The organism is Streptomyces sp. NPDC047706, from assembly GCF_043204795.1.
GTDB lineage: Bacteria > Actinomycetota > Actinomycetes > Streptomycetales > Streptomycetaceae > Streptomyces.
In genome coordinates this window covers 44,284-67,954 of sequence record NZ_JBIDCW010000004.1, presented here as the reverse complement: position 1 = coordinate 67,954, position 23,671 = coordinate 44,284, and the positions used below count along the sequence as shown (strand labels likewise).

Here is a 23,671-nt window from a genome sequence, read left to right as displayed (position 1 = left end):
GTTGTTACTCCCGTGTTCTTCTTGCCATTGAGGCGTGCCACGCGGCGGAGCCGCATATCGGGCACAGCGAAGCCGATGCTGCCAGGGTCCTCGGACAGTCCCCGGACCCGGGTCCGTCGTCAGACGCTCGCGCCCAGGGACGCATCCTGCCCCCACCTGCGGCGGGAATGCCAATCCGGCACCCGCAGGAGTCGTGAGAACACCCTTGGGAGTCACACGAAAAGCGCCACTGACCAGGGCCGGTCCTGCGGACCCCGGCTCCGGACAGGCCCTGGCGGCTCACCCTAGAGGGCGGCCAAGGGTACGAGGTCCCGCGACGCGCCGGTGAGCAGCGCGGCCGTGGTGATCCTCACAGCCCGGTGTCGGATCAGAGGATGGACGAGTCGGCCGGGGCCGCTCCGACCGCCTTCGCGGCCTCCCGCACCGCACCCGCGACCGCGCCCGCGACCTTGTCGTTGAACACGCTCGGGATGATGTAGTTCGGGTTGAGCTCGTCCTCGGTGACGACGTCCGCCAGCGCCTTCGCGGCGGCGATCATCATCTCCGTGTTGACGGTGCGGGACTGGGCGTCCAGCAGCCCGCGGAAGACACCCGGGAAGACCAGCACGTTGTTGATCTGGTTCGGGAAGTCGGAGCGGCCGGTGGCCACAACTGCCGCGGTCTGGCGGGCGATTGCCGGCTCGACCTCGGGGTCGGGATTCGCGAGCGCGAACACGATCGCGTCGGCGGCCATGGCCGCCACGTCGTCGCCGTCCAGCACGTTCGGGGCGGAGACGCCGATGAAGACGTCCGCGCCGCGCACGGCCTCCCGCAGCGTGCCGGTGATGCCCTCGGGGTTGGTGTTGTCGGCGATCCAGCGCAGCGGCGAGTCGGAGGCGGCCGCGACGAGGTCCTCACGGCCGGCGTGCACGACACCGTGGATGTCGGCGACGACGGCGTGCTTCACGCCGGCGGCGATCAGCAGCTTCAGGATCGCCGTACCGGCCGCGCCGGCGCCCGACATCACGACGCGGATGCTCTCGATCGTCTTGCCGGTGACGCGCAGGGCGTTGGTCAGCGCGGCGAGCACCACGATGGCCGTGCCGTGCTGGTCGTCGTGGAAGACGGGGATGTCGAGGGCCTCACGCAGCCGCGCCTCGATCTCGAAGCAGCGGGGCGCGGAGATGTCCTCCAGGTTGATGCCGGCGAAGCCCGGGGCGATCGCCTTGACGATCTCGACGATCGCGTCGGTGTCCTGGGTGTCCAGGCAGAGCGGCCAGGCGTCGATGCCGGCGAACCTCTTGAAGAGGGCCGCCTTGCCCTCCATGACCGGCAGCGCGGCCTTCGGGCCGATGTTGCCCAGGCCCAGCACGGCGGAGCCGTCCGTCACGACCGCAACGGAGTTCCGCTTGATCGTGAGGCGGCGCGCGTCCTCGGGGTTCTCGGCGATGGCCATGCACACGCGGGCCACACCCGGCGTGTAGACCATGGAGAGGTCGTCACGGTTGCGGATGGGGTGCTTGGACTGCATCTCGATCTTGCCGCCGAGGTGCATCAGGAACGTACGGTCCGAGACCTTGCCCAGCGTGACGCCCTCGATGCCGCGCAGCTGCTGGACGATCTGGTCGGCGTGGGCGGTGGAGGAGGCCGCGATCGTGACGTCGATGCGGAGTTTCTCGTGCCCGGAGGCGGTGACGTCGAGGCCGGTCACCGAGCCTCCGGAGGACTCCACCGCGGTGGTGAGCTGCGAGACGGCGGTTCCGCTCGCGGGCACCTCCAACCGGATGGTCATCGAGTAGGAGACGCTGGGCGCCGTTGCCATGGCCGACTTCCTCTGCTTTCACCGTGTCGCGATTTGCCGTCCGATCGTCGCACCTACCGCCGAGTACGTGGTAGCCGCCCTGGATTGCGCTCATTTAGTTCACAGGCGGACAGCCCCTGCCGACCGGCGGGTCAGACGTTTTCGGAAAACTTCTTCCACCATACGAGAGAGGATCGGGCATGGAAAGAGGCCCACGTCACTTCCGACGTGGGCCTCTCCCGGCAGTTCAGTGACACCGGCCCGCCATGCTCGCCTCGCGGCAAGTGGTCGCTCGTAGCGACGAAGGTTGGGCCCGGGGGCTTGGATCGGGCCGGTGCCACACCCAGGCTAACAAACAGATCCCGTACGGCCATTCCCGTCCCGCCGGCCCGCCCCGCGCAGCCCCCGAACGGGTCCGGCCCGACCGCCGCGATCAGTCCCTGAGCAGGTCCGGCACCCCGGCCGCGTCCGGCTCGTCCCGCTCCCCGGAGACGATCGTGAGCTGCTGGGTCGCGCGGGTGAGTGCGACATACAGCACACGCAGCCCGGCCGGCGACTCGTCGGCGATCTCCGCGGGCGAGACGACGACGGTCGCGTCGTACTCCAGGCCCTTGGCCTCCAGGCTGCCCAGCGCCACCACCCGGTCGCCGAGCCCGGCAAGCCAGCGGCGGGCCTCCTCGCGCCGGTTCATGGCCACGACGACGCCGATCGTGCCGTCGACCCGGTCGAGCAGCCGGGCCGCCTCCTCGCGCACGCTCTGCCCCAGGGAGGCGCCGGCGACGGCGAAGCGCGGCTCGACGCCCGTGGAGCGCACGGCCCGCGGGGACCGGGAGCCGGGCATCGCCAGGGCCAGCACCCTGGCGGCCAGATTGGCGATCTCGGCCGGGTTGCGGTAGTTCACCGTGAGCTGGAAGCGGCGGCGCGGGCGGGTGCCGAGGGCCTCGTCGCGGGCCTCGGCCGCCTCGTCCGGGTCGGACCAGGAGGACTGGGCCGGGTCGCCGACGACCGTCCAGGTGGCGTGCCGGCCGCGGCGGCCGACCATGCGCCACTGCATCGGCGTGAGGTCCTGGGCCTCGTCGACGATGACGTGCGCGTACTCGGTGCGCTCCTGCGCCAGCCGCTCGGCCCGCTCCCACTGCGACTCCTCGCGCACCGGCATCAGCTCCTCCAAACCGGTGAGCTGGTCCAGCGGGTCGAGTTCGCGCCGCTTCCTCGGGCGTGCGGGGGCGCCGAGGATCGCCTGGAGCTCGTCGAGCAGGGCGATGTCGTGCACGGAGAAGCCGTCGCGCCTCAGCGACCGGGCGACCTTGCGCACCTCCCCGGGGTTCAGGATCCGCCGGGCCCAGCGGCCGAGGCGCCGCTCGTCGGCCATGGCCGCGAGGACCGCGCGCGGGGTCAGCTCCGGCCACCAGGCGTCGAGGAAGGCGAGGAAGTCGTCCTCGGAGGTGATGTCCTCGTCGAAGGACGACCGCAGCTCGGCGGCAAGCTCCGGGTCCGTGTGCCGGCCGGCCGCGCCGGACCGCTCCCACAGTGCGTCGAGCAGCAGCTTGCGGGCGCGCGGGCGCAGCAGGTTGACGGGGGCCGTGCCGCCCAGCGCCGCGCGCCGGATCCGCTCCAGCTCGGCGGCCTCCAGTTCGAGCCGCCGGCCGAAGGCCACGACGCGCAGGCGCTGTGGTGAATCGTTCAGCTCCAGCGTTCCGCGGGCGGCCTTCCGCAGCACCTTGAGCATGCGGTGCGAGCCCTTGGCGCGGGCCACGGCCGGGGAGTCGTACAGCGCGGCCCCGACGCCGTCGACGAGCGAGCCGATCGCCCGGATCGCGACCTGGCCCTCCTCGCCGAGGGAGGGCAGCACACCCTCGGTGTACGCCACCAGCAGCGGCGTCGGCGAGACGATCAGGATGCCGCCGGCGTAGCGGCGCCGGTCCTGGTAGAGCAGGTATGCCGCCCGGTGCAGGGCGACGGCGGTCTTGCCGGTGCCGGGGCCGCCCTCGACGTAGGTCACGGAGGCGGCGGGGGCGCGGATGACCATGTCCTGCTCGGCCTGGATGGAGGCGACGATGTCGCGCATGGTGTGGCCGCGGGCCTGGCCGAGGGCGGCCATCAGGGCACCGTCGCCGATGACGGCCAGCTCGTGGCCGTCGAGGGACGCCTTCAGCTCCGGGCGCATCAGGTCGTCCTCGACGCCGAGGACGCGGCGGCCCTTGGAGCGGATGACCCGGCGGCGCACCACGCGGCCGGGGTCGACCGGCGTGGAACGGTAGAAGGGTGCGGCCGCGGGCGCGCGCCAGTCGATGACCAGCGGTGCGTAGTCCTCGTCCAGGACACCGATGCGGCCGATGTGCAGGGTCTCGGCGATGTCGGCCGTGTTGTCCGGCCGCACGGCGCCCTCGGCCGGCTCCACCGCGGTGTAGGCGCCGTCCGGGCCCTTCTTGCCGTCCTTGCCGCGCAGCAGGTCGATACGGCCGAAGAGGAAGTCCTCGAACTCGTTGTTCAGCCGGCTCAGGTGGACGCCCGCCCGGAAGACCTGGGCGTCGCGCTCGGCGAGCGCGCCGGGGGTGCCGACGTGACCGCGCTGGGCCGCGTCGTGCATGAGGAACTCCGCCTCGTGGATCTTCTCCTCCAGGCGGCGGTACACCCGGTCGAGGTGCTCCTGCTCCGCGCCGATCTCGCGGTCGCGGTCGGAGTCCTGGGCGGGGTCGAGCGCGGTTTCCTGTTGAGCCTGAGCGGCCACCGGGCCCCCTTCTGACGTGCTGCGCAGCCGTCCACCGTACGCGAAAGGGACGCCTGAAGGCTACGCGTGAGCCCCGGGTCCGTCACCTGACGGCCCCGGGGCTCGGGTCGTAACCGCTTGCAGCAGTCGTCGTACCGCGCTACGCGTCGATCTCCACCAGCAGATCGCCGTCGAAGGTCATGACCTCGAAGTGGTCGATCTCGTTCGGGGAGAAGGCGGCGCCGCCCTGGATGTAGAGCGGGTTCTTGGCCTGCTCCGTGGTGGCGTCCGGCAGGCCGTAGCCCCAGTTCGGGACGGACCAGTTGCTGAGCGTCTCCCGCTCGCCGTTCTTCCCCACCGCGATCAGTGAGCACTTCTCGGGGCCCTTGACGTTCTTGAGCTCAAGGACCGCGTCGGTGCCCCAGGCCTTCTCCTGCATGGCCACGGTGGCGCTGACCTGGGTCGTGGGGTCGGTCGCCGCCACCCGGTCGGGCATCTCCTTGAAGGCCCGCTGGGCGGGGCTGGACGCCTGCACGGTGCGGTTGCCGCCGGTGCCGGACTCCTCACCGCCGGTCGCCGCGACGGAGACCAGCGGTCCGCCGACGATCAGCGCGGCCGCGGCCGCCACCATGTACATGCTGCGGCGGCGCTTCTGGGCGCGGCGTTCGGCGACCTCGTCGACCAGCTTCTCGGCGAGCCGGGGGCTCGGCCTGGCGGACAGCGACTCGCCGATCGAGGGGGTTCCGGCGCCGGGCAGGTCGGCGAGCGCCGCCAGCATCGGCTCCATACCGGCGAGCTCGTCGAGCTGCTGGGCGCACCACTCGCAGCTCGCGAGATGGGCCTCGAACGCGGTCGCCTCGGCGTCGTCGAGGATTCCGAGGGCGTAGGCGCCGACGGTCTCGTGTTCGTTCGGGCCCGTTGATCCCTGCATGGGGCCAGACATACCCGGGCCCCCCGCTCCGAATCCCCCGTATGTGTTCATCACGCCGTCACCCCCCGCTCCTCCAGTGCCAGCTTCATCGAACGCAGGGCGTAGAACACCCGGGAGCGCACGGTGCCACTCGGTATGCCCAGGGTCTCCGCCGCCTCATTGACGGTACGCCCCTTGAAGTACGTCTCGACGAGCACCTCCCGGTGTGCCGGGGTCAGGTCGTCGAGCGCGTCAGACAGCGTCATCAGCCACAGCGCCTTGTCGATCTCGTCCTCCGCGGGGATGACCTCCAGCGGCGACGGGTCGACCTCCTGCGGCCGGGCCTGCCGGCTGCGGTGGCCGTCGATCACGATGCGGCGCGCGACCGTCACCAGCCAGGGGCGTACCGAACCGGTCGCCCGATTGAGCTGACCGGCGTTCTTCCAGGCACGGATGAGCGTTTCCTGCACGACGTCCTCGGCGCGCTGCCGGTCTCCGGCGACCAGCCTGAGGACATACGCGAGCAGAGGTCCGGCGTGCTCCTGGTACAGGGCACGCATCAGCTCCTCATCAGGCTCCGAGGGCTGTGAGGACATGCGATGTCGGGCCCTCGATCCACGTTCATTGGCCACGGCCGCATCCTTGCGCACGCCCACCTCCGGTGTCCGGGGGTTCCCCCAGTCGGTCGCTCGACACGGGGTACGTACAAGGGGCGTTGCGTGTTCAACGCGAGGGGACGGTTTTCTTCGGGGTGACATGACGTGAGAGGACATGGGCGCACATTCCCCCCGCCGCACCTTCACATGAACGACACAACCGCGGGTCCGTCGCCGCACGAAAAAGCCCCGGAGGCCCGAACAGCGTGTTGCCGACATCACTTGAGCGGTGCGGAACGCCTGCTGCGCACAAGCCGCATAACGGGCCGTCAGGCTCGGGAGACAGCCGCACGCCGGCGGTGCCGGGCCACCCGCTCCCGGTTCCCGCACACCTCACTGGAGCACCAGCGCCTGCGCCGTCCCCGGGAGGAGTCGAGGTACACGAGCGCGCAGTTGTCCCCCGCGCACTGCCGCAGACCGGCCCGCGCGGCGGGGTCCGTCAGCAGCTCGACGGCGTCCCGGGCGATCGCGCCGAGCAGCGCGGCGCACTCCGGCGGGCCGTCCAGCCCTCGCACGAGCGTGCCGTCCCGGCCGCGCAGGGCCCGGGGTGCCGGCGGCGCGGCGCGGGCGGCGGCGTTGACCCGGGCGAGCGGGAGGTCGTACGCGCCGGGCTCGCAGGACAGCGTGGCACGCACCAACTGGTCGACGTGCGCGCGCAGTTCGCGGAAGGCGGTGAGCCAGGAGGCGTCCGCCCGGGCGAGCAGGGTGCCCGGCGGGACGAGCCCGGAGCCGGTGATCCAGGCGTGCAGCACCGCCACGGAGCAGAGCCGTTCCTCGGGGTGCGCGGTCGCCAGCAGATCGAGGCAGACCCGCCCGGCGCCGAACCGCGGGTCGTAAGGGTTCGTGCCGATACCCGGTGCCATGTGCGCGTCACCGCCTAAGCGCTCCGCCGTCGGTCGCGTGCCGTCGTCGCGTCCGCGGCGCCGTCCTGGCCGGCCGCGCGGGCCCTTCCGGGCGCGCGGCAGAACCGCAGACCTCACCAAGTGCCTGCCCCGTACGGCGATCGGTACCCCTCGTCACCGGACACGGGCGCCCTCGTCCGCACCGGCGCCGCGGCGCCCGACCCCTGTGACAGCCATGTTCCCGTTCGTACGACGACCGCTACCCCTCGCGCGCACCACCGCCGTCCCGCCCGCGGGGCTCACGGGTCTCGCGGGTCCCGGCCGTTCGGCGCACAGCCGAACCGCATGTGCCCTGCCTCGTACGGAGTCGCCGTCGGAGTGTCTTCCGTCCGCGAGGTCGCCGCGCCGGTCGCGCGGTGCGGCCCGTCCCTGCCGGGGCACGCCGGTGCGGTCGTCTCACGCGTCGGCGTACTTGGCGTCCGCCGCCGGGTCGAGGGCGAGCCGGTAGCCGCGCTTGACCACGGTCTGGATCAGCTTCGGCGCCCCCAGGGCCGTGCGCAGGCGGGCCATCGCGGTCTCCACGGCGTGCTCGTCCCGGCCGGTGCCGGGCAGCGCCCGCAGCAGCTCGGACCGGGCCACCACCCAGCCGGGTCGGCGGGACAGGGCGCGCAGCAGCGACATACCGGCCGGCGGTACGGGTTTGAGGTCGCCGTCCACCAGGACCGCGTGGCCACGGATCTCCACCCGATGCCCGGCGACGGGCAACGCGCGTGTCCGAGCCGGCAGTTCCTGGCAGAGGAGCTGAACGAGCGGGCCGAGCCGGAAGCGTTCGGGCTGGACCGTGTCGATGCCATGGACCTGCAACGGCAGCGCGGTGACCGGGCCGACGCACGCGGGCAGCACGTCGTGGTGGAGTGCGGCGAGCAGCTCCGCGCCCAGCCCGCGCTCCTCGGCGCGGGACAGCAGGGACGCGGCGGCGGGCGCGCTCGTGAAGGTCAGCGCGTCGACTCCGCGCGCGACGGTGGCGTCCAGCAGCCGGTCCAGGGGCGTGAGGTCCTCCGGCGGCATCCAGCGGTAGACCGGCACGCCGACCACCTCGGCGCCGCCCGCCCGCAGCGACTCCACGAACCCGGGCAACGGCTCGCCGTGCAGCTGCACGGCGACGCGGCGCCCGTCTACGCCCTCCTCCAGCAGCCGGTCGAGCACCTCGGCCATGGACTCGGAGCACGGCGACCAGTCCTCGGTCAGCCCGGCGGCCCGGATCGCGCCCTTCACCTTCGGCCCACGGGCGAGCAGTTCCACGCCGCGCAGCCGGTCGAGCAGCGCCTCCCCGAGACCCCATCCGTCGGCCGCCTCGATCCAGCCGCGGAAGCCGATGGCGGTCGTCGCCACGACCACGTCCGGCACCCGGTCGAGGAGTTCCCTGGTGGCGGTGAGCAGTTCACCGTCGTCGGCGAGCGGCACGATCCGCAGGGCGGGCGCGTGCAGCACGACGGCACCGCGCCGCTTCAGCAGCGCCCCGAGCTCGTCGGCCCGGCGCGCTGCCGTCACACCCACGGTGAATCCGGCGAGGGGCCCGTGCTCCGCCCCTTGCTCCGCCCGTTCCGGTCGCTGCTGCTGCTCGTACATCACTAACTCTCGTCCCGCACTCGAGTCGTTCCCACCCACAAGTCGTTCCGCCTGGATGCAGACCGAGCCTGTCAACGGCGCGTGACAGGCTCGGTGCGGCGCTGTGTCGGCGGTGTTACGTCACACCTCGGCGTAGCTGAGCTGGGGCTTCGCCTCCGTGGCGGACCGGGTCGCCGGAGCCGGGGCGGCCGGGCGGCGAAGGTATACGGCCCAGGTGACCGCGAAGCAGAGGCCGTAGAAGGCCAGGAAGGCGACGAAGGCGCCGGTGCCGGAGCCCGCGCTGAGGAACGACTGCCGGAAGGCCAGGTTGATGCCCAGTCCGCCGAGCGCGCCCACCGCGCCGATCAGCCCCATGGACGCGCCGGACAGCCGCCGTCCGTAGGCCGCGGCCTCCTCCCCTTCGAGTCCCATGGCGAGGGCCTTGTTCTGGAAGATGCCGGGGATCATCTTGTACGTCGACCCGTTGCCGAGGCCGCTCAGCACGAACAGCGCGATGAACGCGGCCGTGAACAGCGGCAGCGACTCCCTCATGCTCGCCGCGACGACCACGGCGGTGGCGGCGGCCATGGCGACGTAGTTCCACAGCGTGATCCGCGCTCCGCCGTACCGGTCGGCGAGCGCGCCGCCCACCGGCCGGATCAGCGAGCCGAGCAGCGGGCCGATGAAGGTGACGTACGCGGCCTGGAGCGGCGTTCGGCCGAACTGGGTCTGGAGCACCAGGCCGAAGGCGAAGCTGTAGCCGATGAACGAGCCGAAGGTGCCGACGTAGAGCAGGGACATGACCCAGGTGTGCCCGGCCCGTACGGCCTCCTTGGCGGCGCCGGAGTCGTTCCGGAGCGACGCGATGTTGTCCATGTGGAGCGCGGCGAGCACGGCGGCGACGACGATCAGGGGGATGTAGATCCCGAGCAGCACCCGCGGCCCGCCACCCGCGCCGATCACGGCCAGCCCGGCCAGCTGCACCACCGGCACGCCGATGTTGCCCCCGCCGGCGTTCAGGCCGAGGGCCCAGCCCTTCCTGCGCAGCGGGTAGAAGGCGTTGATGTTGGTCATGGAGGAGGCGAAGTTGCCGCCCCCGACACCGGCGAGCATCGCGCAGACCAGGAACGTGGTGTACGAGGTCCCCGGCTCCATCACGACGAAGGCGGCGACCGTCGGGACCAGCAGGAGACTGGCCGAGACGACCGTCCAGTTGCGGCCGCCGAAGATCGCCACCGCGAAGGTGTAGGGGACGCGGACGACGGCGCCGACCAGCGTGGCCATCGACACCAGGGCGAACTTGTCGGCCGGCGTGAGGCCGTACTCCGGGCCCATGAACAGCACCATCACCGACCACACGGTCCAGACGGAGAACCCGATGTGCTCGGAGAGCACGGACAGGAGCAGGTTCCGGCGCGCGACCCGCTCCCCGGTCTGCTTCCAGAAGGTCACGTCCTCGGGATCCCAGTGCTCGATCCAGCGGCCTCCCCTGCTGGGGGCTTTACTCGGGGCTGTCATGACGCCTCCACGGTGCTCCGGGCTCGGTGGTGCCGCGCTTGAGTGGCTGAGTCCCGAAGGTAGGCAGGGCGCGTTTCCGGCCTGTGGCGGTGGGTGACCGGAAGGGAACTTCGCTCTCACCCCGGGGCCGGGCGGGATGAGAGGTCGCCGGTTCGTCGGCCCTGCGGGGGCTTCCCGGCCGGCCGTAGGGCCCGCTCGCCGCCCCGCCCGGCGTCGTCCCGTAGGGCCCGCTCGCGAACGGCTGCCCCGGCATCGGCGTACCCGGCCGCAGGTACCGGAGCCGGCCGGCCGGGTCCCGGTGCGAACCGGGCGGCCTGAAGGCGGGCGGCGCACTCGGCGTCGCGGCGGCGGTTCACGCGAAGGCGCCGGCGAGGAGCGCCATGCAGGCGGCCCACATGATCCCGCCGGCGAGGAAGGCGCTGTCGCCCCCGGTCTTCACGCCGACGACCAGGCTGCCGACGGTGACGGCGAGCGCGGCCTGCCCCAGCCGCTGCCGCGCGGAGTGCCGGCGGGTGTCAGCGGCCTTCACGGCAGCGCCATCGGGCGGTCTTCACGGCAGCGCCATCGGGCGGTCTTTCACCACAGCACGACGCGGGCCCCCCGGGCCGGCGTCGCGCCTCAGGGCGCGCAGGCCCACCGGTCCGCCTCCGGCAGCCAGGCCCCCTCCGGCACCCGCGACCACCCCTGCTCCTGGCCCACCTCGCCGGCCGCCCGCCGCAGCGCCCCCAGTCCCGGATGCGTCAGCCCCTTCCGCCACACCAGCGACACCGGCGACAGGGGAACGGGGTCCACCAGCGGCCGTCGTACCGTGCCGGGCATGGCCGGGAAGTCCACCACGGCGAGTACCGGGCACCGTGTCCTGGCCATCACCCGCTGGAACTCCTCGTCCCCCACCGCCAGCGGCAGGGGCGCCGCGACCTCGATACCCCGCCCCTCGAACAGCCGCCGGGCGAGGTCGGTCCACTCCGGTGTCCGCGGATTCCCGGCCCCGGCGTACACGGTCTCCCCGGCCAGCGAGGCCAGCGGCACCTGCGCGTGGGACGCCAGCCGATGGTCCTGCGGCAGCACGACCGCCATCGGCTCGTACCGGACGATCCGGTGTTCCAGTTGCCTGCGCAACCCGGGGTCCAGCCCCGCGAACCGCCCGAACGACACGTCGATCCGCCCCGCCAGCAGCTCCCCCACCGCGCCCGTGAGCCCACTCTCGTAGCGGGCCATCAGCTCGCAGTCCGGGGCGAGTTCGCGGGCCCGGTGCAGAACCCGGCGCGGCGTGCCGAGGCCGGGTGAGTTCAGGTCGACGAGCAGGGGCCTGACCTGCCCGAACGCCGCGAGCAACGCCTCCTGCGCCGCGAGCACCTGGCGCGCGTGGGGCACCAGCCGCTCCCCGTCCGCCGTCAGCGTCACCTGCCGCGTGGTCCGGACGAACAGCTCGGTGCCCAACTCCCGCTCCAGCCGCCGCACATCCCGGCTCAGCGCCTGCTGGGCGACGTACAGCCGGGCCGCGGCGCGGGTGAAGTGCAGTTCCTCGGCGACCGTGACGAAGGCGCGCAGGAGACGGGGGTCGAGGTGGGCGGGTGCGGGCATGGCGGAAACTTACAACAGCGGTGCGTGAATCGGTGCGGAGAAGGTGTTGGACCCCTTGATCGGCCACGGGCGACCGTTGCCCCATGCCGCAACCGACCCTCACCCGCCGGCCCGGTCCCTACCGCCGCCTGTTCGCCCACCCCGGCACCCGTGCCTTCACACTGGGCAACCTGGTCGCCCGGCTCCCCATGGGCATGTTCGGTGTGAGCGCCGTCGTGATGATCGCCGGTTCCCGCGGCTCGTACGCCCTCGCCGGTGCCGTCACCGCGACCGGCCTCGCCGCGACCGCGCTGGTCGCCCCCTGGATCGCCCGCCTCGTCGACCGGTACGGCCAGGCCCGCGTCGCCGTTCCCGCCACCCTCACGGCGGCCCTGGGCAGCCTGGCCCTCGTCCTCTGCCTGCACCACGACGCCCCGGACTGGACCCTGTTCGCCGCCTACGCCGCCACCGCGACCACGCCCAACACCGGCGGCATGTCCCGCGCCCGCTGGGCCCACCTCCTCAAGGGCGACTCCGAGGCCCTGCACACCGCCAACTCCTTCGAGCAGGCCGCCGACGAGCTGTGCTTCATGCTGGGCCCGGTGCTCGCGGCCTTCCTCTGCGGGACGTTCTTCCCGGAGGCGGGCACGCTGACCGGGAGCGTCCTGCTGCTCACCGGCATGCTCCTGTTCACCGCCCAGCGCGCCACGGAACCGCCTGTCGCACCGCGCTCGAAGGCCCGCTCACCGCTGCGCTCCCCCGGCATGCCGGCGCTGCTCGCCGCCTTCCTGGCCACGGGCGCGGTGTTCGGCGCGACGGAGGTGGTGACGATCGCGTTCGCGGACGGCCAGGGCCATCGCACGGCGGCGGGTGTCCTGCTCGGACTCCAGGCGGCGGGCTCCTGCGCGGCGGGCCTGCTCTTCGGCACGCTGAAGCTCAAGGCACCGGCCGACCGCCGTCTCCCCTGGTGCATGGCCGCGATGGCGGCCCTGCTGGTCCTCCCGCTGCTGGCCGCCACCCTCGCCTCCTCCCTCCTCGTCCTCGCCCCCGCCCTGCTCGTCGCCGGGATGGCGACCGCACCGACGATGGTCACCGGCATGGCGCTCGTCCAGCAGCGCACCCCCGCCGACCGCCTCAACGAGGGCATGACCCTCGCCGTGACCGCCCTCCTCGCAGGCATCGCGGGCGGCAGCGCGCTCGGCGGCTGGACGGTGGAGCGGGCGTCGGCGGCCACCGGCTTCGGCATACCGGTCGCCGCCGCGGCTCTAGCCCTCCTCATCACGCTGCTCTCCCGCGTGGCGCGCGGTGTGTCTCAGCCGAGCCCCCAGGCGTGCCCCAGCCGGTAGGCGGCGCACAGGTTCACGTCGAGCATGTAGGCCCCAGCGGCCCCGCACTGCTCATCGCCGCTGCCGGGGTCGACGGGCTGCCCGTGCCCCATCCCCGTCAGCGCGTACGTCTCGACGACCGTGCGCCCGCCGGCGTCCCGGAAGACCTGGTGCGGATGGCCGGAGACCGAGTCGGTCACGTCGGCGGTCTGGTCGGTGCCGTGCACATCGGTCCACTGCTTCACGAGATCGGTCATGTTGACGGGCTTGACGGTGTAGTCGGCCGTGCCGTGCAGAACGGTGAGCACCGGCCAGGGCCCGCCGTACCCGGGCCGTGCGGCCCGCACCCGGTCGCCCCACTGCTTCGGGGTCTGCGTGGCTCCGACGTACATGCACACGTACGGCGACCCGGCGGCCTGCGCGCAACCGTGGGGCAGTCCCGCGACGACGCCGCCCGCGGCGAACTTCTCCGGGTAGGCGGCCATCATCACGGCGGTCATCGCCCCGCCCGCGGACAATCCGGTGACGTACACCCGCGCGCGGTCGCCGGAGACGTCGGCGAGCTGCCGGTCCACCATCTGGGCGAGGGAGGCGGCCTCGCCCTGGCCGCGGGCGATGTCGCCGGTCTGGAACCAGTTGAAGCAGGACGAGAGGTTGTTGGCGCTCTGCTGCTGCGGCAGCACGACGGAGAAGCCCCACCGGTCCGCGAGCTGCGTCCAGCCGCTCTGGGTGCCGTATCCGGAGGCGTTCTGCGTGCAGCCGTGCAGCGCGACGACGACGGGCCGCCCGGCGGGCAGTCCGTCGGGCACGTACCGGTACATCTTCAGCGCCCCGGGGTTGCTTCCGAACCCGGTGACCTCCTGGAGCGAGGCGGCCACCGCCCGCCCCGGCGTGAGGACGGCGGCGATCAGGGCGACCAGCAGGGTCACCAGGACTGCGATGCGAGGCTGTGCGGCTCTGGTCTGTGTCATGGGGAGGGACCGTAGAACCGTGAACGACCCCTCGATATGGAGCCGGACACCACAAAAACGACAAGGGCCCGGTGGTCGGACACCACCGGGCCCTTGTCACATGGAGATTGTGGAGATGGCGGGAATCGAACCCGCGTCCAACGGTGTGGAATCAGGGCTTCTCCGTGTGCAGTCCGCTGTGCTTTTCTCGGCCCCGGAGATCACGCGGACAAGTCTCCGACGGGCTCAGTCACTGTTTGGTTTCCCTCTTCACCCCGTGACCGGGATCAAGGTTTAGTCCCCTAGCTGATGCCAGGATCCGGGTCGGGAACAGCCCCGGGCTGACACTTCGCAAGTCGCTACTTAGGCAGCGAGGGCGAAGGAATCGCGCTTGGTGTTGGCGATTATTGGTTTCGGCCTGTGGTTTACGAGATCATGGCCGCTTCCTCGACACGCTTCCCCTGCTTCGACAGCCGCTGTCGAAACCGATCATCCCCATGTTGATTTTTCAACCCCTCCGCGGAGGGGGCGCGCACCCGCTGTGAGGTGCAGTGCCATCGTACGTGACCAACGCAGGTCGGTGCCAGCGGATTCCCGGGCCCCGGCGGGTCTCAGGCCCGCTGCCTGCGCCGCACCGCCGACATGGCGCGCTCGGCCTCACGGCGGTCCTGCTTCTCGCGCAGGGTCTGCCGCTTGTCGTACTCCTTCTTGCCCCTGGCCAGCGCGATCTCCACCTTGGCCCGGCCGTCCTTGAAGTACAGGGCGAGCGGCACGACGGTGTGACCCGTCTCTCCCGACTTGGACTCCAGCTTGTCGATCTCCTCGCGGTGCAGGAGCAGCTTGCGCTTGCGCCGGGCACTGTGGTTGGTCCAGGTGCCCTGGCTGTACTCCGGCACGTGCACGTTGTACAGCCACGCCTCGTTCCCGTCCATCTGGACGAAGCCGTCGACCAGCGAGGCGCGGCCCTGGCGCAGCGACTTCACCTCGGTGCCCGTGAGGACCAGACCGGCCTCGTAGGTGTCGAGGATGTGGTAGTCGTGCCGCGCCTTCTTGTTCTGCGCGATCAGCTTGCGCCCTTTTTCCTTAGCCATAGTGCCGACCATTTTCGCACCACGAAGGGGGTGTGAGGGAAGCCGATTATCGCCGGGAGGCTACCGGCCCAGCCCGGCGAGCACGGTCCGCGCCCGTTCCAGGGCCCGCTCGCCGGCCTCCAGGTCGGGGGTGATGCCGCGGCCGTCGACCCCGCGGCCGGAGGGGGTGCGGTAGTGGCCGACGGTCAGTTCGGCGACGGAGCCGTCCGGCAGCCGGCTGGGCATCTGGACCGAGCCCTTGCCGAAGGTGCGGGAGCCCACGACGACCGCGCGACCGCGGTCCTGCAGAGCGCCGGTGAGCAGCTCGGCCGCGCTCATCGTCGCGCCGTCGACGAGCGCGACCAGGGGTCTGGCGGTGTCGCCACCGGACTCGGCGTGCAGGGCGAGCTGCTCGCGGTCGATGTCGTAGGTGGCGACCAGGCCGCCGTCGAGGAAGGCGGAGGCCGCGGTGACGGCCTCGGCGACCAGGCCGCCCGTGTTGCCGCGCAGGTCGAGGACGACCCCGGAGGCGGCCGGGGCCCGCCGTACGGCCTCCCGGACCACCTTCCCGGAACCCTTGGTGAAGGCGGCGATCCTGATCACGGTGGTGCCGTCGCCGAGTGTGCGCACCGTCACTGAGTCGGTGGACAGCCGGGCCCGGCGCAGGGTCTCGGTCCACGCGCGTGTGCCGCGCTCCATCCCGAGCCGGACGGTCGTACCGGCGTCCGCGTCGGTGGCGTCGCCGCGCAGCAAGGAGACGACCTCGGTGACCGGACGCCCGTCGACCTTCCGTCCGTCGACGCTGCCCAGCCGGTCCCCGGCGCGGATCCCGGCCCGGGCCGCGGGCGAACCGGCGGCCACCGCCGTCACCTCGATACGTCCGTCCCGCTCACGGCGGGCGGACAGGCCGACACCGGTGTACTCGCCGTCGAGGGCCTCCTGGAACTCCTCGTACTCGCCCCGGGAGTAGACGGCGTCCCAGCGGTTGCCGCTGCGGCTCACGGCGCGTTGCGCCGCCTCGATGGGGGACTTGCCCTCGGCCATGGCCTCGGCGGCGGCGCGCGCGACCTCCTGCTGGCTGCCGACGGGGGCCGCGGAGGGCGTCGTACCGGATGCGGCACCGGGCTCGTCGCCCGGCAGCGAGCCGGTGGCGGCACCGGCGACGAGCACGCTCGCGAACACCAACGTCAGGGCGGCCCCGCGGCCGTAGCGGCGGGGCTGACAGAACAGGCCACGACCTGACATGCCGGTGAGTCTAGGACAACGCGAAGGGCCGTACGGTCGGTTGACCGTACGGCCCTCTTGGCATGCGTCACACCTTCAGGTACTTGCGCAACGCGAAGAAGGCGGCCAACGCGGGCATCAGCAGGCTGGTCGCGAGGATGAGCGGCAGCTTCGTCAGAACGGCGTCCCAGCCGATGAAGTTGATCAGGTTCAGCTTCTCGGACAGGGCCAGGCCGTGGTCGATGATGAAGTACCGCCCGAGCAACAGGAAGCCGCACGCGAGCGTGCCGCCGATGAGTCCGGCGACCGCGGCCTCCATGATGAACGGCGCCTGGATGTAGAAGCCCGAGGCGCCGACCAGGCGCATGATGCCGGTCTCGCGCCGCCGGCTGAACGCCGAGACGCGAACGGTGTTGACGATCAGCATCAGCGCCACCACCAGCATCAGTGCCATCACCGCGCGCGCGGCCCAGTTCATGCCGTTCAGCAGCTCGAAGAGGTTGTCCAGGATGCCCTTCTGGTCCTGCACGGACTGCACGCCGTCGCGCCCGTTGAAGGCGGTCGCGATGACCTGGTACTTCTCCGGGTCGGCCAGCTTGATGCGGTACGACTCCTGCATCTGGTCCGGCGTGAGCGAGCTGGCCAGCGGGGAGTCGCCGAACTGCTCCTTGTAGTGCTTGTACGCCTGGTCCTGCGACTCGTACGTCACCGTGTCGACGACCGACATCTTCTTGAGATCGGTGAGGACCTGCTCCTTCTGGTCCTCGGTGACCGCGCCCTTGGCGCAGTTGGGGTCCGACTCTGCGTCGCTCTTGTTGCAGAGGAAGATCGAGACGTTGACCTTGTCGTACCAGTAGCCCTTCATGGTGTTCACCTGGTCGCTCATCAGCAGCGAACCGCCGAACAGGGCCAGGGACAGGGCGACCGAGACGATGACCGCGAAGGTCATCGTCAGATTGCGGCGGAGACCGACACCGATCTCCGACAGAACGAACTGGGCGCGCATGGCGTCTGCTTCAAGCCTTTCCGTGGATCTCGCTGCTGTCTCAGTGCTGGTAGCCGTAGACGCCGCGGGCCTGGTCGCGGACGAGGCGGCCCTTCTCCAGCTCGATGACGCGCTTGCGCATCTGGTCCACGATGTTCTGGTCGTGCGTGGCCATCACCACGGTGGTGCCCGTCCGGTTGATCCGGTCGAGCAGCTTCATGATGCCGACGGAGGTCTGCGGGTCGAGGTTGCCGGTGGGCTCGTCGGCGATCAGCAGCTTGGGCCGGTTGACGAAGGCCCGCGCGATGGCGACGCGCTGCTGCTCACCGCCGGACAGCTCGCCCGGCATCCGGTCCTCCTTGCCGCCGAGCCCGACCAGTTCGAGCACCTGCGGCACGGACTTGCGGATCTCGCCGCGCGACTTGCCGATGACCTCCTGCGCGAAGGCGACGTTCTCACCGACGGTCTTGTTCGGCAGCAGCCGGAAGTCCTGGAAGACCGTCCCCAACTGGCGCCGCATCTGCGGCACCTTCCAGTTGGAGAGGCGCGCGAGGTCCTTGCCCAGAACGTGCACCTGACCGTGGCTGCACCGCTCCTCGCGGAGGATCAGCCGCAGGAAGGTGGACTTTCCGGAGCCGGAGGACCCCACAAGAAAGACGAACTCACCCTTTTCCACCTCAAGGGAGACATCCCTGAGGGCGGGACGGGTCTGCTTGGGGTAGACCTTGGACACGTTGTCGAATCGGATCACGGATGCACCACGGGTCGCCGGGGGTAGATGTGCGTGACCATACGCGAAGCGGGTACGCAAGCGCAGGCACAGGTTGCGATTGAGCAAGGCTTGTGCACTTTTGTCCACCCCGACGTTCTGAGAGCGCCCGCGCCCTTTCCGGAGGAACCTGGCACAGTGGAGGGGGAACGTTTGCGTTCCCCCGGGCGTTGTAGGCATGAACCGGTACCGGTGCAAGGAGGCGAGCACATGACGTACGACCGACTGGTGTGCGCGAACTGTGCCGCGCCCGTGAACGAGGGCCGCTGCCCCGTGTGCCGGGCCAACCGCCAGCGGCTGCAGCAGGAGAACCCCTTCGCGGCCCTCAACCCCATGACCCTGATCGCCCTGCTGGTCATGCTGATCGCGGCGGTCGCGCTCCTCGCGCACCAGACCGCGTAGCGCGCGCGGAGAGTACGCCGAAGGGCCCGGAGCGGTTGCTCCGGGCCCTTCGGCGATCACGCTCGGCCACCGCGTCAGGCGGCGGCACCGCCACGGCCGCCCACCAGACGCGGCAGCACACGGAAGCCGACACCGCCGGCGATCATCGTCGCGGCGCCGATCAGCAGGAACGTGGTCTGCGCGGCACCCGTCTCGGCGAGCTCGTCGCCGCCGCCCTGGGCGGAGGTGTCGGCCGCCGGGATCTCCGAGCCGGTGTCCGTCAGGGACGAGGAACCCTCGTCCTGCGGGGAGGTGCCACCGTCGGTGTCGGTGTTGTCCTCGTCACCGGTGCCGGGGGCGGTGGTCTCGTCGTCCGAGGGGTCCTCGGTGGGCCCCTCGGGCTCGGTGGGCTCCTCCGGCTCCGTGGGCTCCTGGGTCGGGTCGGTCGGCTCACCCGTCGGAACGGTCGGCTCACCCGTCGGAAGGGTGGGCTCACCGGTCGGGATCGTCGGTTCACCGGTCGGGATGGTGGGCTCCGGGCTCGGCGAGCGCTCCTCGCACAGGAGGCCCACGAAGCAGCCGTCGCCCTCGGTGGCGGAAGCGGCACCCGCTGCGGTCAGCGAGGCACCGGCCGCGATCACGGCGCCGGCCGCGAGGCGCGCGACACGTATGCGCGTCTTGTTGGTCATGTGTTTGCTACCCCCAGTAGCTGATCGTCATTAGGCGGCGCTCGGGGCCGTGATCGACGGGGGTGGCTGATGCGATGAAGCCCCCCGGTTCACATGCGCCCCAGAGATACGCATGCCACGCTTCACCCTTCCCATTTTTCAAAGCAACGTCAAGGTCGTTGCGTACGCGATGTCCAGGTACGGGTTCTTTGCCAGGCGTTGAAGCGTGTGAGTGTGATGTAAAACCCAGACATCCAGGCATGGAAAAGGCAACTGCCGCCTCTGCGGCGGCAGTTGCCTTGTCGACAAAACGCTTCTCTTACTTCTCCTGCTGCTTGCGCCAGCGAATTCCGGCCTCCAGGAACCCGTCGATCTCACCGTTGAACACGGCCTCCGGGTTGCCGACTTCGTGCTCGGTGCGCAGGTCCTTGACCATCTGGTACGGGTGCAGGACGTACGAACGCATCTGGTTGCCCCAGGAGTTGCCGCCGTCGCCCTTGAGGGCGTCCATCCTGGCCTGCTCCTCCTGGCGGCGCCGCTCCAGCAGCTTGGCCTGGAGGACGTTCATGGCGGTGGCCTTGTTCTGGATCTGCGAGCGCTCGTTCTGGCAGGAGACGACGATGCCGGTCGGGATGTGCGTGATACGCACGGCGGAGTCGGTCGTGTTGACGCCCTGGCCGCCGGGGCCGGAGGACCGGTAGACGTCGATGCGCAGCTCCGACTCGTCGATCTCGACGTGGTCGGACTGCTCGACGACGGGGAGCACCTCGACACCGGCGAAGGAGGTCTGCCGGCGCCCCTGGTTGTCGAAGGGCGAGATGCGCACCAGGCGGTGCGTGCCCTGTTCGACGGAGAGGGTGCCGTAGGCGTACGGCACCTGCACCGCGAAGGTGGTGGACTTGATGCCCGCCTCCTCCGCGTACGAGGTCTCGTAGACCTCGGTCTTGTAGCCGTGCTGCTCGGCCCAGCGCAGGTACATCCGCTGGAGGCGCTCGGCGAAGTCGGCGGCGTCGACGCCACCGGCCTCGGCGCGGATGTTCACGAGCGCTTCCCGGGAGTCGTACTCACCGCTGAGAAGCGTCCGCACCTCCATCTCGTCCAGTGCCTTGCGGACGGCGGCGAGCTCGGACTCCGCCTCGGAGCGGGTGTCCGGGTCGTCCTCCTCCTCGGCCATCTCGAACAGCACCGCGAGATCGTCGATCCGCCCGCGCAGCGCCTCCGCCTTCCTGACCTCGGCCTGGAGGTGGGAGAGCTTGCTGGTGATCTTCTGCGCCTCGTCCGGGTTGTCCCAGAGGGACGGCGCGGCCGCCTGCTCCTCGAGCACGGCGATGTCTGCCCTCATCCTGTCGAGGTCCAGGACGGCCTCGATCGACTCCATGGTCGAGGAGAGGGACTTGAGCTCTTCGGATACATCGACGACTGCCACGCTCCCAGCGTAACGGCTCCGCCGGGAAGCCAGTGCCGGTGGCGCAGGGCCCCGGCGCACCGGGCGCCGGCGCGTGCCTCGCGCGGGGCTCCGCCCCCGGGCCCCCGCTTCGGCGCTCGCCTCAGGGAGACGCCGGGGCCGTGTTGTTCAGGTCGGGCGGGGTCGTGCCGGCCTCCTCCTGCGACGTCGCGAGCCACGCGCCGGTGCCCGCGGCCGCGGCCAGGGCGACCGCCGCACCGGCCAGGATCAGGCGGCGGCGCCGGGTGGTGGAGCGGTGCCGGGCCGAGCCGGGGCGGGGGGCGCCCGCGGTGCGGGGGGCACGGGCGGTGCCGCGCGCGCCGCCTGCCAGCTCGTCGGGGGCCGGGACCCTCATCGACGTATGGGTGTCACGGTTGGAGTCGGTTTTCGCGCCGGGGACCAGCGGGACCGCGCCCCTGCGGACCCCTGCCGAAGGCTGCGGCTGCCCCCACGACGGCGGCTCGGCGGGCTCCTCGGGCTCCGTGTCCGGTTCGTCCACGTCGAGCGGCGGCATCCCGCGCAGTAGCGGGAGCTGCTCCCGCAGCCGTGCGGCCAGCTCGGACGCCCGCAGCCGCGACGCCGGCGCCTTCGCCAGGCACTGCACCAGCAGCTGCCACAGCTCCTCAGGAATGCCGGGCAGGGGTACGACGGTCTCGGTGACATGGCGGCGCAGGACCGCGCCCGGGTGGCCGCCGCCGAAGGGGGTGAAGCCGGCCAGCAGCTCGTAGAGCACGGTCGCGAGCGCGTAGATGTCCACCGAGGCCCGGGGCGGGAGGCCCTCCACGATCTCCGGCGCCAGATAGTCCGGCGTGCCGATGATCTTCGTGGCCCTGGTCCGGCGCGGGGAGTCGATCAGTTTGGCGATGCCGAAGTCCGTCAGCAGCGCGCGGTGCGAACCGCCGGGGCCGAGCGGGCCCTGCATGTCCAGCAGGACGTTCTCCGGCTTCACGTCCCGGTGCACGACCCCCGCCGCGTGTGCCGCCGCCAGCCCCTCCGCGACGTCCGCCGCGATCGCGACCGCCGCCTCGGGCGCCAGCCGCCGCTCCCGGTCCAGCCGGGTGCGCAGGTCCGTGCCCCGGACCAGGTCCATGACGAGCGCGAGATCGTTGCCGTCCACGACCAGGTCGCGGACGGAGACGACGTTCGGGTGCTCGAGGCCGAGCAGGGCGGTCCGCTCCTGGACGAAGCGCCCGACGAGCTCCTGGTCGGAGGCGAGATCCTCACGCAGCAGCTTGACGGCGACGGGCCCCTCGGGTCCCTCGCCCAGCCACACCGTGCCGGCGCTGCCCCGCCCCAGGATCTGGTGTGCGGTGTACCGGCTGCCGATCTTCCGTGCCAAGGCTGCTCCTACAGACGCGTGTTGTCGCTAAAACTACGCGTCCGGGGAGGCAACCTTCACCGCGGAGGCGGAAATCACCCGCCAGGTGTCGACAAAACAACTCACCCGCTACTGGGTGGACGTACCGGAGCCTCCGGTGCCCCGGAGCCACCGAGGTCCCCGATCCACTCGGTGACCGTGCTGAACCAGTCCGTGAGCTGGTCCCAGTAGCTCTTGCCGGTGCCGATCCACTCCTGCAGCGGGCTCAGTTCCCAGATCAGCCAGCCGGCCACGAACAGGATGAGAATGGTGAACAGACATCCCTTCAGGCAGCCGAGTCCCGGGATCCGCATCGGATTGGCGCTGCGCTGCCGCGGCTGCCTCGGCTCGCGCACCGGCCTCTGGGGCTCGGGCGTGGGCGGCGGGGCGTACCGCTGCGGCTGCGGGCGCTGCGGGGCGTACTGCTGCGGCTGCTGTTGCTGTTGCTGTTGCTGCGGGTAGCCGTAGCCCGGCGGCGGCCCCTGCGGGGGGCGCTGCTGCTGGCGCTGCTGAGCCCGCGGCTGCTGCTGCGGGCGGGCGACCTGCCGCTGCGGGCGGCGGCGCAGCGGGTCCTCGTCGGGGTCGAGGTACTGGACCTGCGTCTGCTCGTTGCGGTCGCGCGCGGCGCGCAGCTGGCTCTGCCAGGGGTGCGGCTGCTCGGGCTGCTGCCCGTGCGGCAGCACCTGGGTCGGGTCGGCACCTGCGGGACCGGTGTTCGGCAGGACGGCGGTGGGGTCGGCGGCGCCCGCCGGGCCCCCGGTGTGCGGCAGCACACTGGTCGCCGCGTTCGGGTCGTACCCGGGCGTGCCGTGCGGCAGCACCTGCGTCGGGTCGGCCGCTCCGGGCGTACCGGGTACGGTCGCCGGAGCCGGGTCGGGCGCGAGGAGCGCGGCGACGCCCTCGGCGGCGGCGATCTGCGCGGAGTTCGCGTGCACGCCGACGCCCTCGGCGACGACCCTCAGCCCGCGCGCGAGGTTCTCGGCGCTGGGCCGCTCCGCGGGGTTCTTGCGCAGACAGCGCTCGATGACCGTCCACAGCGGTTCGGGAACGGTGGAGGGGCGGCGGGGCTCGGCGCTCAGGTGCTGGTGCAGGACCTCCAGGGCCGAGCTGCCGGAGAACGGCGGCCGGCCGGTGACCAGCTCGTACAGCAGGATGCCGGCGCCGTAGATGTCGACGGCGGAGGTCTGCGGGCGGCCCTCGGCGGACTCCGGCGCGACGTACGCGGGCGTGCCCACGAACTCGTGGGTGCGGGTCAGGCCGGGCGAGTCCGCGAGGCGGGCGATGCCGAAGTCGGTCAGCATCGGGTGCATCTGGCCGCCGTCCTGCTTGAGCAGCACGTTCGCCGGCTTGAGGTCGCGGTGCACGACGCCGTCGGCGTGGCTGGCGGCCAGCGCGTCGGCGATCTGCGCCGTGAGCAGCGCGGCGGCGACGGGCGTGAGGGGGCCGTTCTCGCGCAGGTAGCGGTGCAGGTCGGGACCGTTGACGAGGTCCATGACCAGGGCCAGCAGATCGCCCTCCACGACCAGGTCACGGACCCGCACGATGTTCGGATGCGTCAGGCGGAGCAGCACGGACCGCTCGCGCAGGAACCGCATCACGATGTCGGGGTCGCTCGCGAGCTCCTCCTTGAGGACCTTGATCGCGACGGTCTCACCGGGCTGCCCGGGCACGGCCGCCTCGGCCCCTGCCGTCTCCCGCTGGCGGGCTCGCCAGACGGTGCCCGTGGCGCCGCGCCCCAGCGGCTCCTCAAGGAGGTACTTGCTCCCTACCGGCCGCACGTCATGGCTCCCTGCTGCTTGCTTGCATGGTCCGACCCACTGTAGTGCCGCGATGGGCGGGGGCGGGCGGTCGTCCGCTGTGCTTACCGCCTACTTGTTACTGCACGCGTTCGGTACTGGTTCCCGCACGCGT

20 protein-coding genes and 1 other RNA gene are annotated in these 23,671 nt (G+C 71.7%); 2 read left to right on the top strand and 19 right to left on the bottom strand.

What is annotated here, in order from left to right; translation table 11 throughout:
- Nucleotides 1-367 precede the first annotated feature (367 nt).
- From ACGF8A_RS05785 to ACGF8A_RS05745, 9 genes are all read right to left on the bottom strand, one after another.
- Entirely contained in the window at nt 368-1,801 is a 1,434-nt protein-coding gene (locus ACGF8A_RS05785) for an NAD-dependent malic enzyme (protein WP_393104612.1), read from the bottom strand.
- Between the two features lie 412 nt (nt 1,802-2,213).
- On the bottom strand, nt 2,214-4,511 hold the full coding sequence (locus ACGF8A_RS05780; RefSeq protein ID WP_393104610.1) for a HelD family protein: 2,298 nt from the start codon (nt 4,509-4,511) through the stop codon (nt 2,214-2,216).
- 139 nt (nt 4,512-4,650) lie between these two features.
- Nucleotides 4,651-5,421, bottom strand: coding sequence for an anti-sigma factor family protein (locus ACGF8A_RS05775; RefSeq protein ID WP_393104608.1), 771 nt, complete (start codon nt 5,419-5,421; stop codon nt 4,651-4,653).
- Between the two features lie 50 nt (nt 5,422-5,471).
- A complete protein-coding gene (locus ACGF8A_RS05770) occupies nt 5,472-6,056 on the bottom strand; it encodes a sigma-70 family RNA polymerase sigma factor (RefSeq protein ID WP_196462372.1) in 585 nt (194 codons plus the stop codon).
- Nucleotides 6,057-6,325: 269 nt separating this feature from the next.
- On the bottom strand, nt 6,326-6,919 hold the full coding sequence (locus ACGF8A_RS05765) for a CGNR zinc finger domain-containing protein (RefSeq protein ID WP_393104606.1): 594 nt from the start codon (nt 6,917-6,919) through the stop codon (nt 6,326-6,328).
- 435 nt (nt 6,920-7,354) lie between these two features.
- Nucleotides 7,355-8,527: a uroporphyrinogen-III synthase gene (locus ACGF8A_RS05760; protein ID WP_393104604.1), complete on the bottom strand. Its 1,173-nt coding sequence runs from the start codon at nt 8,525-8,527 to the stop codon at nt 7,355-7,357.
- A gap of 120 nt (nt 8,528-8,647) precedes the next feature.
- A complete protein-coding gene (locus ACGF8A_RS05755; RefSeq protein WP_393104602.1) occupies nt 8,648-10,024 on the bottom strand; it encodes a nitrate/nitrite transporter in 1,377 nt (458 codons plus the stop codon).
- A 352-nt stretch (nt 10,025-10,376) separates the two neighbouring features.
- Nucleotides 10,377-10,553, bottom strand: a complete 177-nt coding sequence (locus ACGF8A_RS05750; protein WP_393104600.1) for a hypothetical protein — start codon at nt 10,551-10,553, stop codon at nt 10,377-10,379.
- A gap of 89 nt (nt 10,554-10,642) precedes the next feature.
- The gene (locus ACGF8A_RS05745) at nt 10,643-11,608 is read right to left on the bottom strand and encodes a LysR family transcriptional regulator (protein ID WP_393104598.1); all 966 of its coding nucleotides are present in this window, start codon (nt 11,606-11,608) and stop codon (nt 10,643-10,645) included.
- Nucleotides 11,609-11,691: 83 nt separating this feature from the next.
- On the opposite strand from ACGF8A_RS05745, the gene ACGF8A_RS05740 reads away from it, so the two are divergent.
- Nucleotides 11,692-12,933, top strand: coding sequence for an MFS transporter (locus ACGF8A_RS05740; RefSeq protein WP_393104596.1), 1,242 nt, complete (start codon nt 11,692-11,694; stop codon nt 12,931-12,933).
- Here the strand turns inward: ACGF8A_RS05740 and ACGF8A_RS05735 are convergent.
- The 6 genes from ACGF8A_RS05735 to ftsE all read right to left on the bottom strand — a co-directional run bounded on the left by ACGF8A_RS05735 (nt 12,900) and on the right by ftsE (nt 17,892).
- Nucleotides 12,900-13,883 (bottom strand): alpha/beta hydrolase family esterase, encoded by a 984-nt coding sequence (locus tag ACGF8A_RS05735; protein ID WP_393104594.1) that lies wholly within the window; start codon nt 13,881-13,883, stop codon nt 12,900-12,902. The genes ACGF8A_RS05740 and ACGF8A_RS05735 overlap by 34 nt on opposite strands.
- Before the next feature lie 107 nt (nt 13,884-13,990).
- Nucleotides 13,991-14,359: a transfer-messenger RNA gene (gene ssrA / locus ACGF8A_RS05730) on the bottom strand.
- Between the two features lie 114 nt (nt 14,360-14,473).
- Nucleotides 14,474-14,953 carry an SsrA-binding protein SmpB gene (smpB, locus tag ACGF8A_RS05725; RefSeq protein ID WP_393104592.1) on the bottom strand — a complete coding sequence of 160 codons (480 nt, stop codon included), beginning with the start codon at nt 14,951-14,953 and terminating at the stop codon, nt 14,474-14,476.
- 60 nt (nt 14,954-15,013) lie between these two features.
- Nucleotides 15,014-16,177, bottom strand: a complete 1,164-nt coding sequence (locus ACGF8A_RS05720) for a S41 family peptidase (protein WP_393104590.1) — start codon at nt 16,175-16,177, stop codon at nt 15,014-15,016.
- 67 nt (nt 16,178-16,244) lie between these two features.
- On the bottom strand, nt 16,245-17,162 hold the full coding sequence (ftsX, locus tag ACGF8A_RS05715; protein WP_393104588.1) for a permease-like cell division protein FtsX: 918 nt from the start codon (nt 17,160-17,162) through the stop codon (nt 16,245-16,247).
- A 40-nt stretch (nt 17,163-17,202) separates the two neighbouring features.
- A complete protein-coding gene (gene ftsE / locus ACGF8A_RS05710; protein WP_189699163.1) occupies nt 17,203-17,892 on the bottom strand; it encodes a cell division ATP-binding protein FtsE in 690 nt (229 codons plus the stop codon).
- A 228-nt stretch (nt 17,893-18,120) separates the two neighbouring features.
- Here ftsE and ACGF8A_RS05705 point away from each other — a divergent pair, with 228 nt between their 5' ends.
- The gene (locus ACGF8A_RS05705; protein WP_393104585.1) at nt 18,121-18,312 is read left to right on the top strand and encodes a hypothetical protein; all 192 of its coding nucleotides are present in this window, start codon (nt 18,121-18,123) and stop codon (nt 18,310-18,312) included.
- A 74-nt stretch (nt 18,313-18,386) separates the two neighbouring features.
- On the opposite strand, the gene ACGF8A_RS05700 is transcribed toward ACGF8A_RS05705, so the two are convergent.
- The 4 genes from ACGF8A_RS05700 to ACGF8A_RS05685 all read right to left on the bottom strand — a co-directional run bounded on the left by ACGF8A_RS05700 (nt 18,387) and on the right by ACGF8A_RS05685 (nt 23,538).
- Nucleotides 18,387-18,980 (bottom strand): LPXTG cell wall anchor domain-containing protein, encoded by a 594-nt coding sequence (locus tag ACGF8A_RS05700; RefSeq protein WP_393104583.1) that lies wholly within the window; start codon nt 18,978-18,980, stop codon nt 18,387-18,389.
- Nucleotides 18,981-19,278: 298 nt separating this feature from the next.
- Nucleotides 19,279-20,385 (bottom strand): peptide chain release factor 2, encoded by a 1,107-nt coding sequence (gene prfB / locus ACGF8A_RS05695; protein WP_393104581.1) that lies wholly within the window; start codon nt 20,383-20,385, stop codon nt 19,279-19,281.
- 121 nt (nt 20,386-20,506) lie between these two features.
- The gene (locus ACGF8A_RS05690; RefSeq protein ID WP_393104579.1) at nt 20,507-21,742 is read right to left on the bottom strand and encodes a serine/threonine-protein kinase; all 1,236 of its coding nucleotides are present in this window, start codon (nt 21,740-21,742) and stop codon (nt 20,507-20,509) included.
- Between the two features lie 101 nt (nt 21,743-21,843).
- Nucleotides 21,844-23,538, bottom strand: a complete 1,695-nt coding sequence (locus tag ACGF8A_RS05685) for a protein kinase (RefSeq protein WP_393104577.1) — start codon at nt 23,536-23,538, stop codon at nt 21,844-21,846.
- Nucleotides 23,539-23,671 lie beyond the last annotated feature (133 nt).

Coding starts and splice junctions, on each gene's coding strand:
- ACGF8A_RS05785 (WP_393104612.1), bottom strand. CDS start 1,801: ATGGCAACGGCGCCCAGCGTCTCCTACTCGATGACCATCCGGTTGGAG.
- ACGF8A_RS05775 (WP_393104608.1), bottom strand. CDS start 5,421: ATGCAGGGATCAACGGGCCCGAACGAACACGAGACCGTCGGCGCCTAC.
- ACGF8A_RS05765 (WP_393104606.1), bottom strand. CDS start 6,919: ATGGCACCGGGTATCGGCACGAACCCTTACGACCCGCGGTTCGGCGCC.
- ACGF8A_RS05760 (WP_393104604.1), bottom strand. CDS start 8,527: ATGTACGAGCAGCAGCAGCGACCGGAACGGGCGGAGCAAGGGGCGGAG.
- ACGF8A_RS05755 (WP_393104602.1), bottom strand. CDS start 10,024: ATGACAGCCCCGAGTAAAGCCCCCAGCAGGGGAGGCCGCTGGATCGAG.
- ACGF8A_RS05745 (WP_393104598.1), bottom strand. CDS start 11,608: ATGCCCGCACCCGCCCACCTCGACCCCCGTCTCCTGCGCGCCTTCGTC.
- ACGF8A_RS05740 (WP_393104596.1), top strand. CDS start 11,692: ATGCCGCAACCGACCCTCACCCGCCGGCCCGGTCCCTACCGCCGCCTG.
- ACGF8A_RS05735 (WP_393104594.1), bottom strand. CDS start 13,883: ATGACACAGACCAGAGCCGCACAGCCTCGCATCGCAGTCCTGGTGACC.
- smpB (WP_393104592.1), bottom strand. CDS start 14,953: ATGGCTAAGGAAAAAGGGCGCAAGCTGATCGCGCAGAACAAGAAGGCG.
- ACGF8A_RS05720 (WP_393104590.1), bottom strand. CDS start 16,177: ATGTCAGGTCGTGGCCTGTTCTGTCAGCCCCGCCGCTACGGCCGCGGG.
- ftsX (WP_393104588.1), bottom strand. CDS start 17,162: ATGCGCGCCCAGTTCGTTCTGTCGGAGATCGGTGTCGGTCTCCGCCGC.
- ACGF8A_RS05705 (WP_393104585.1), top strand. CDS start 18,121: ATGACGTACGACCGACTGGTGTGCGCGAACTGTGCCGCGCCCGTGAAC.
- ACGF8A_RS05700 (WP_393104583.1), bottom strand. CDS start 18,980: ATGACCAACAAGACGCGCATACGTGTCGCGCGCCTCGCGGCCGGCGCC.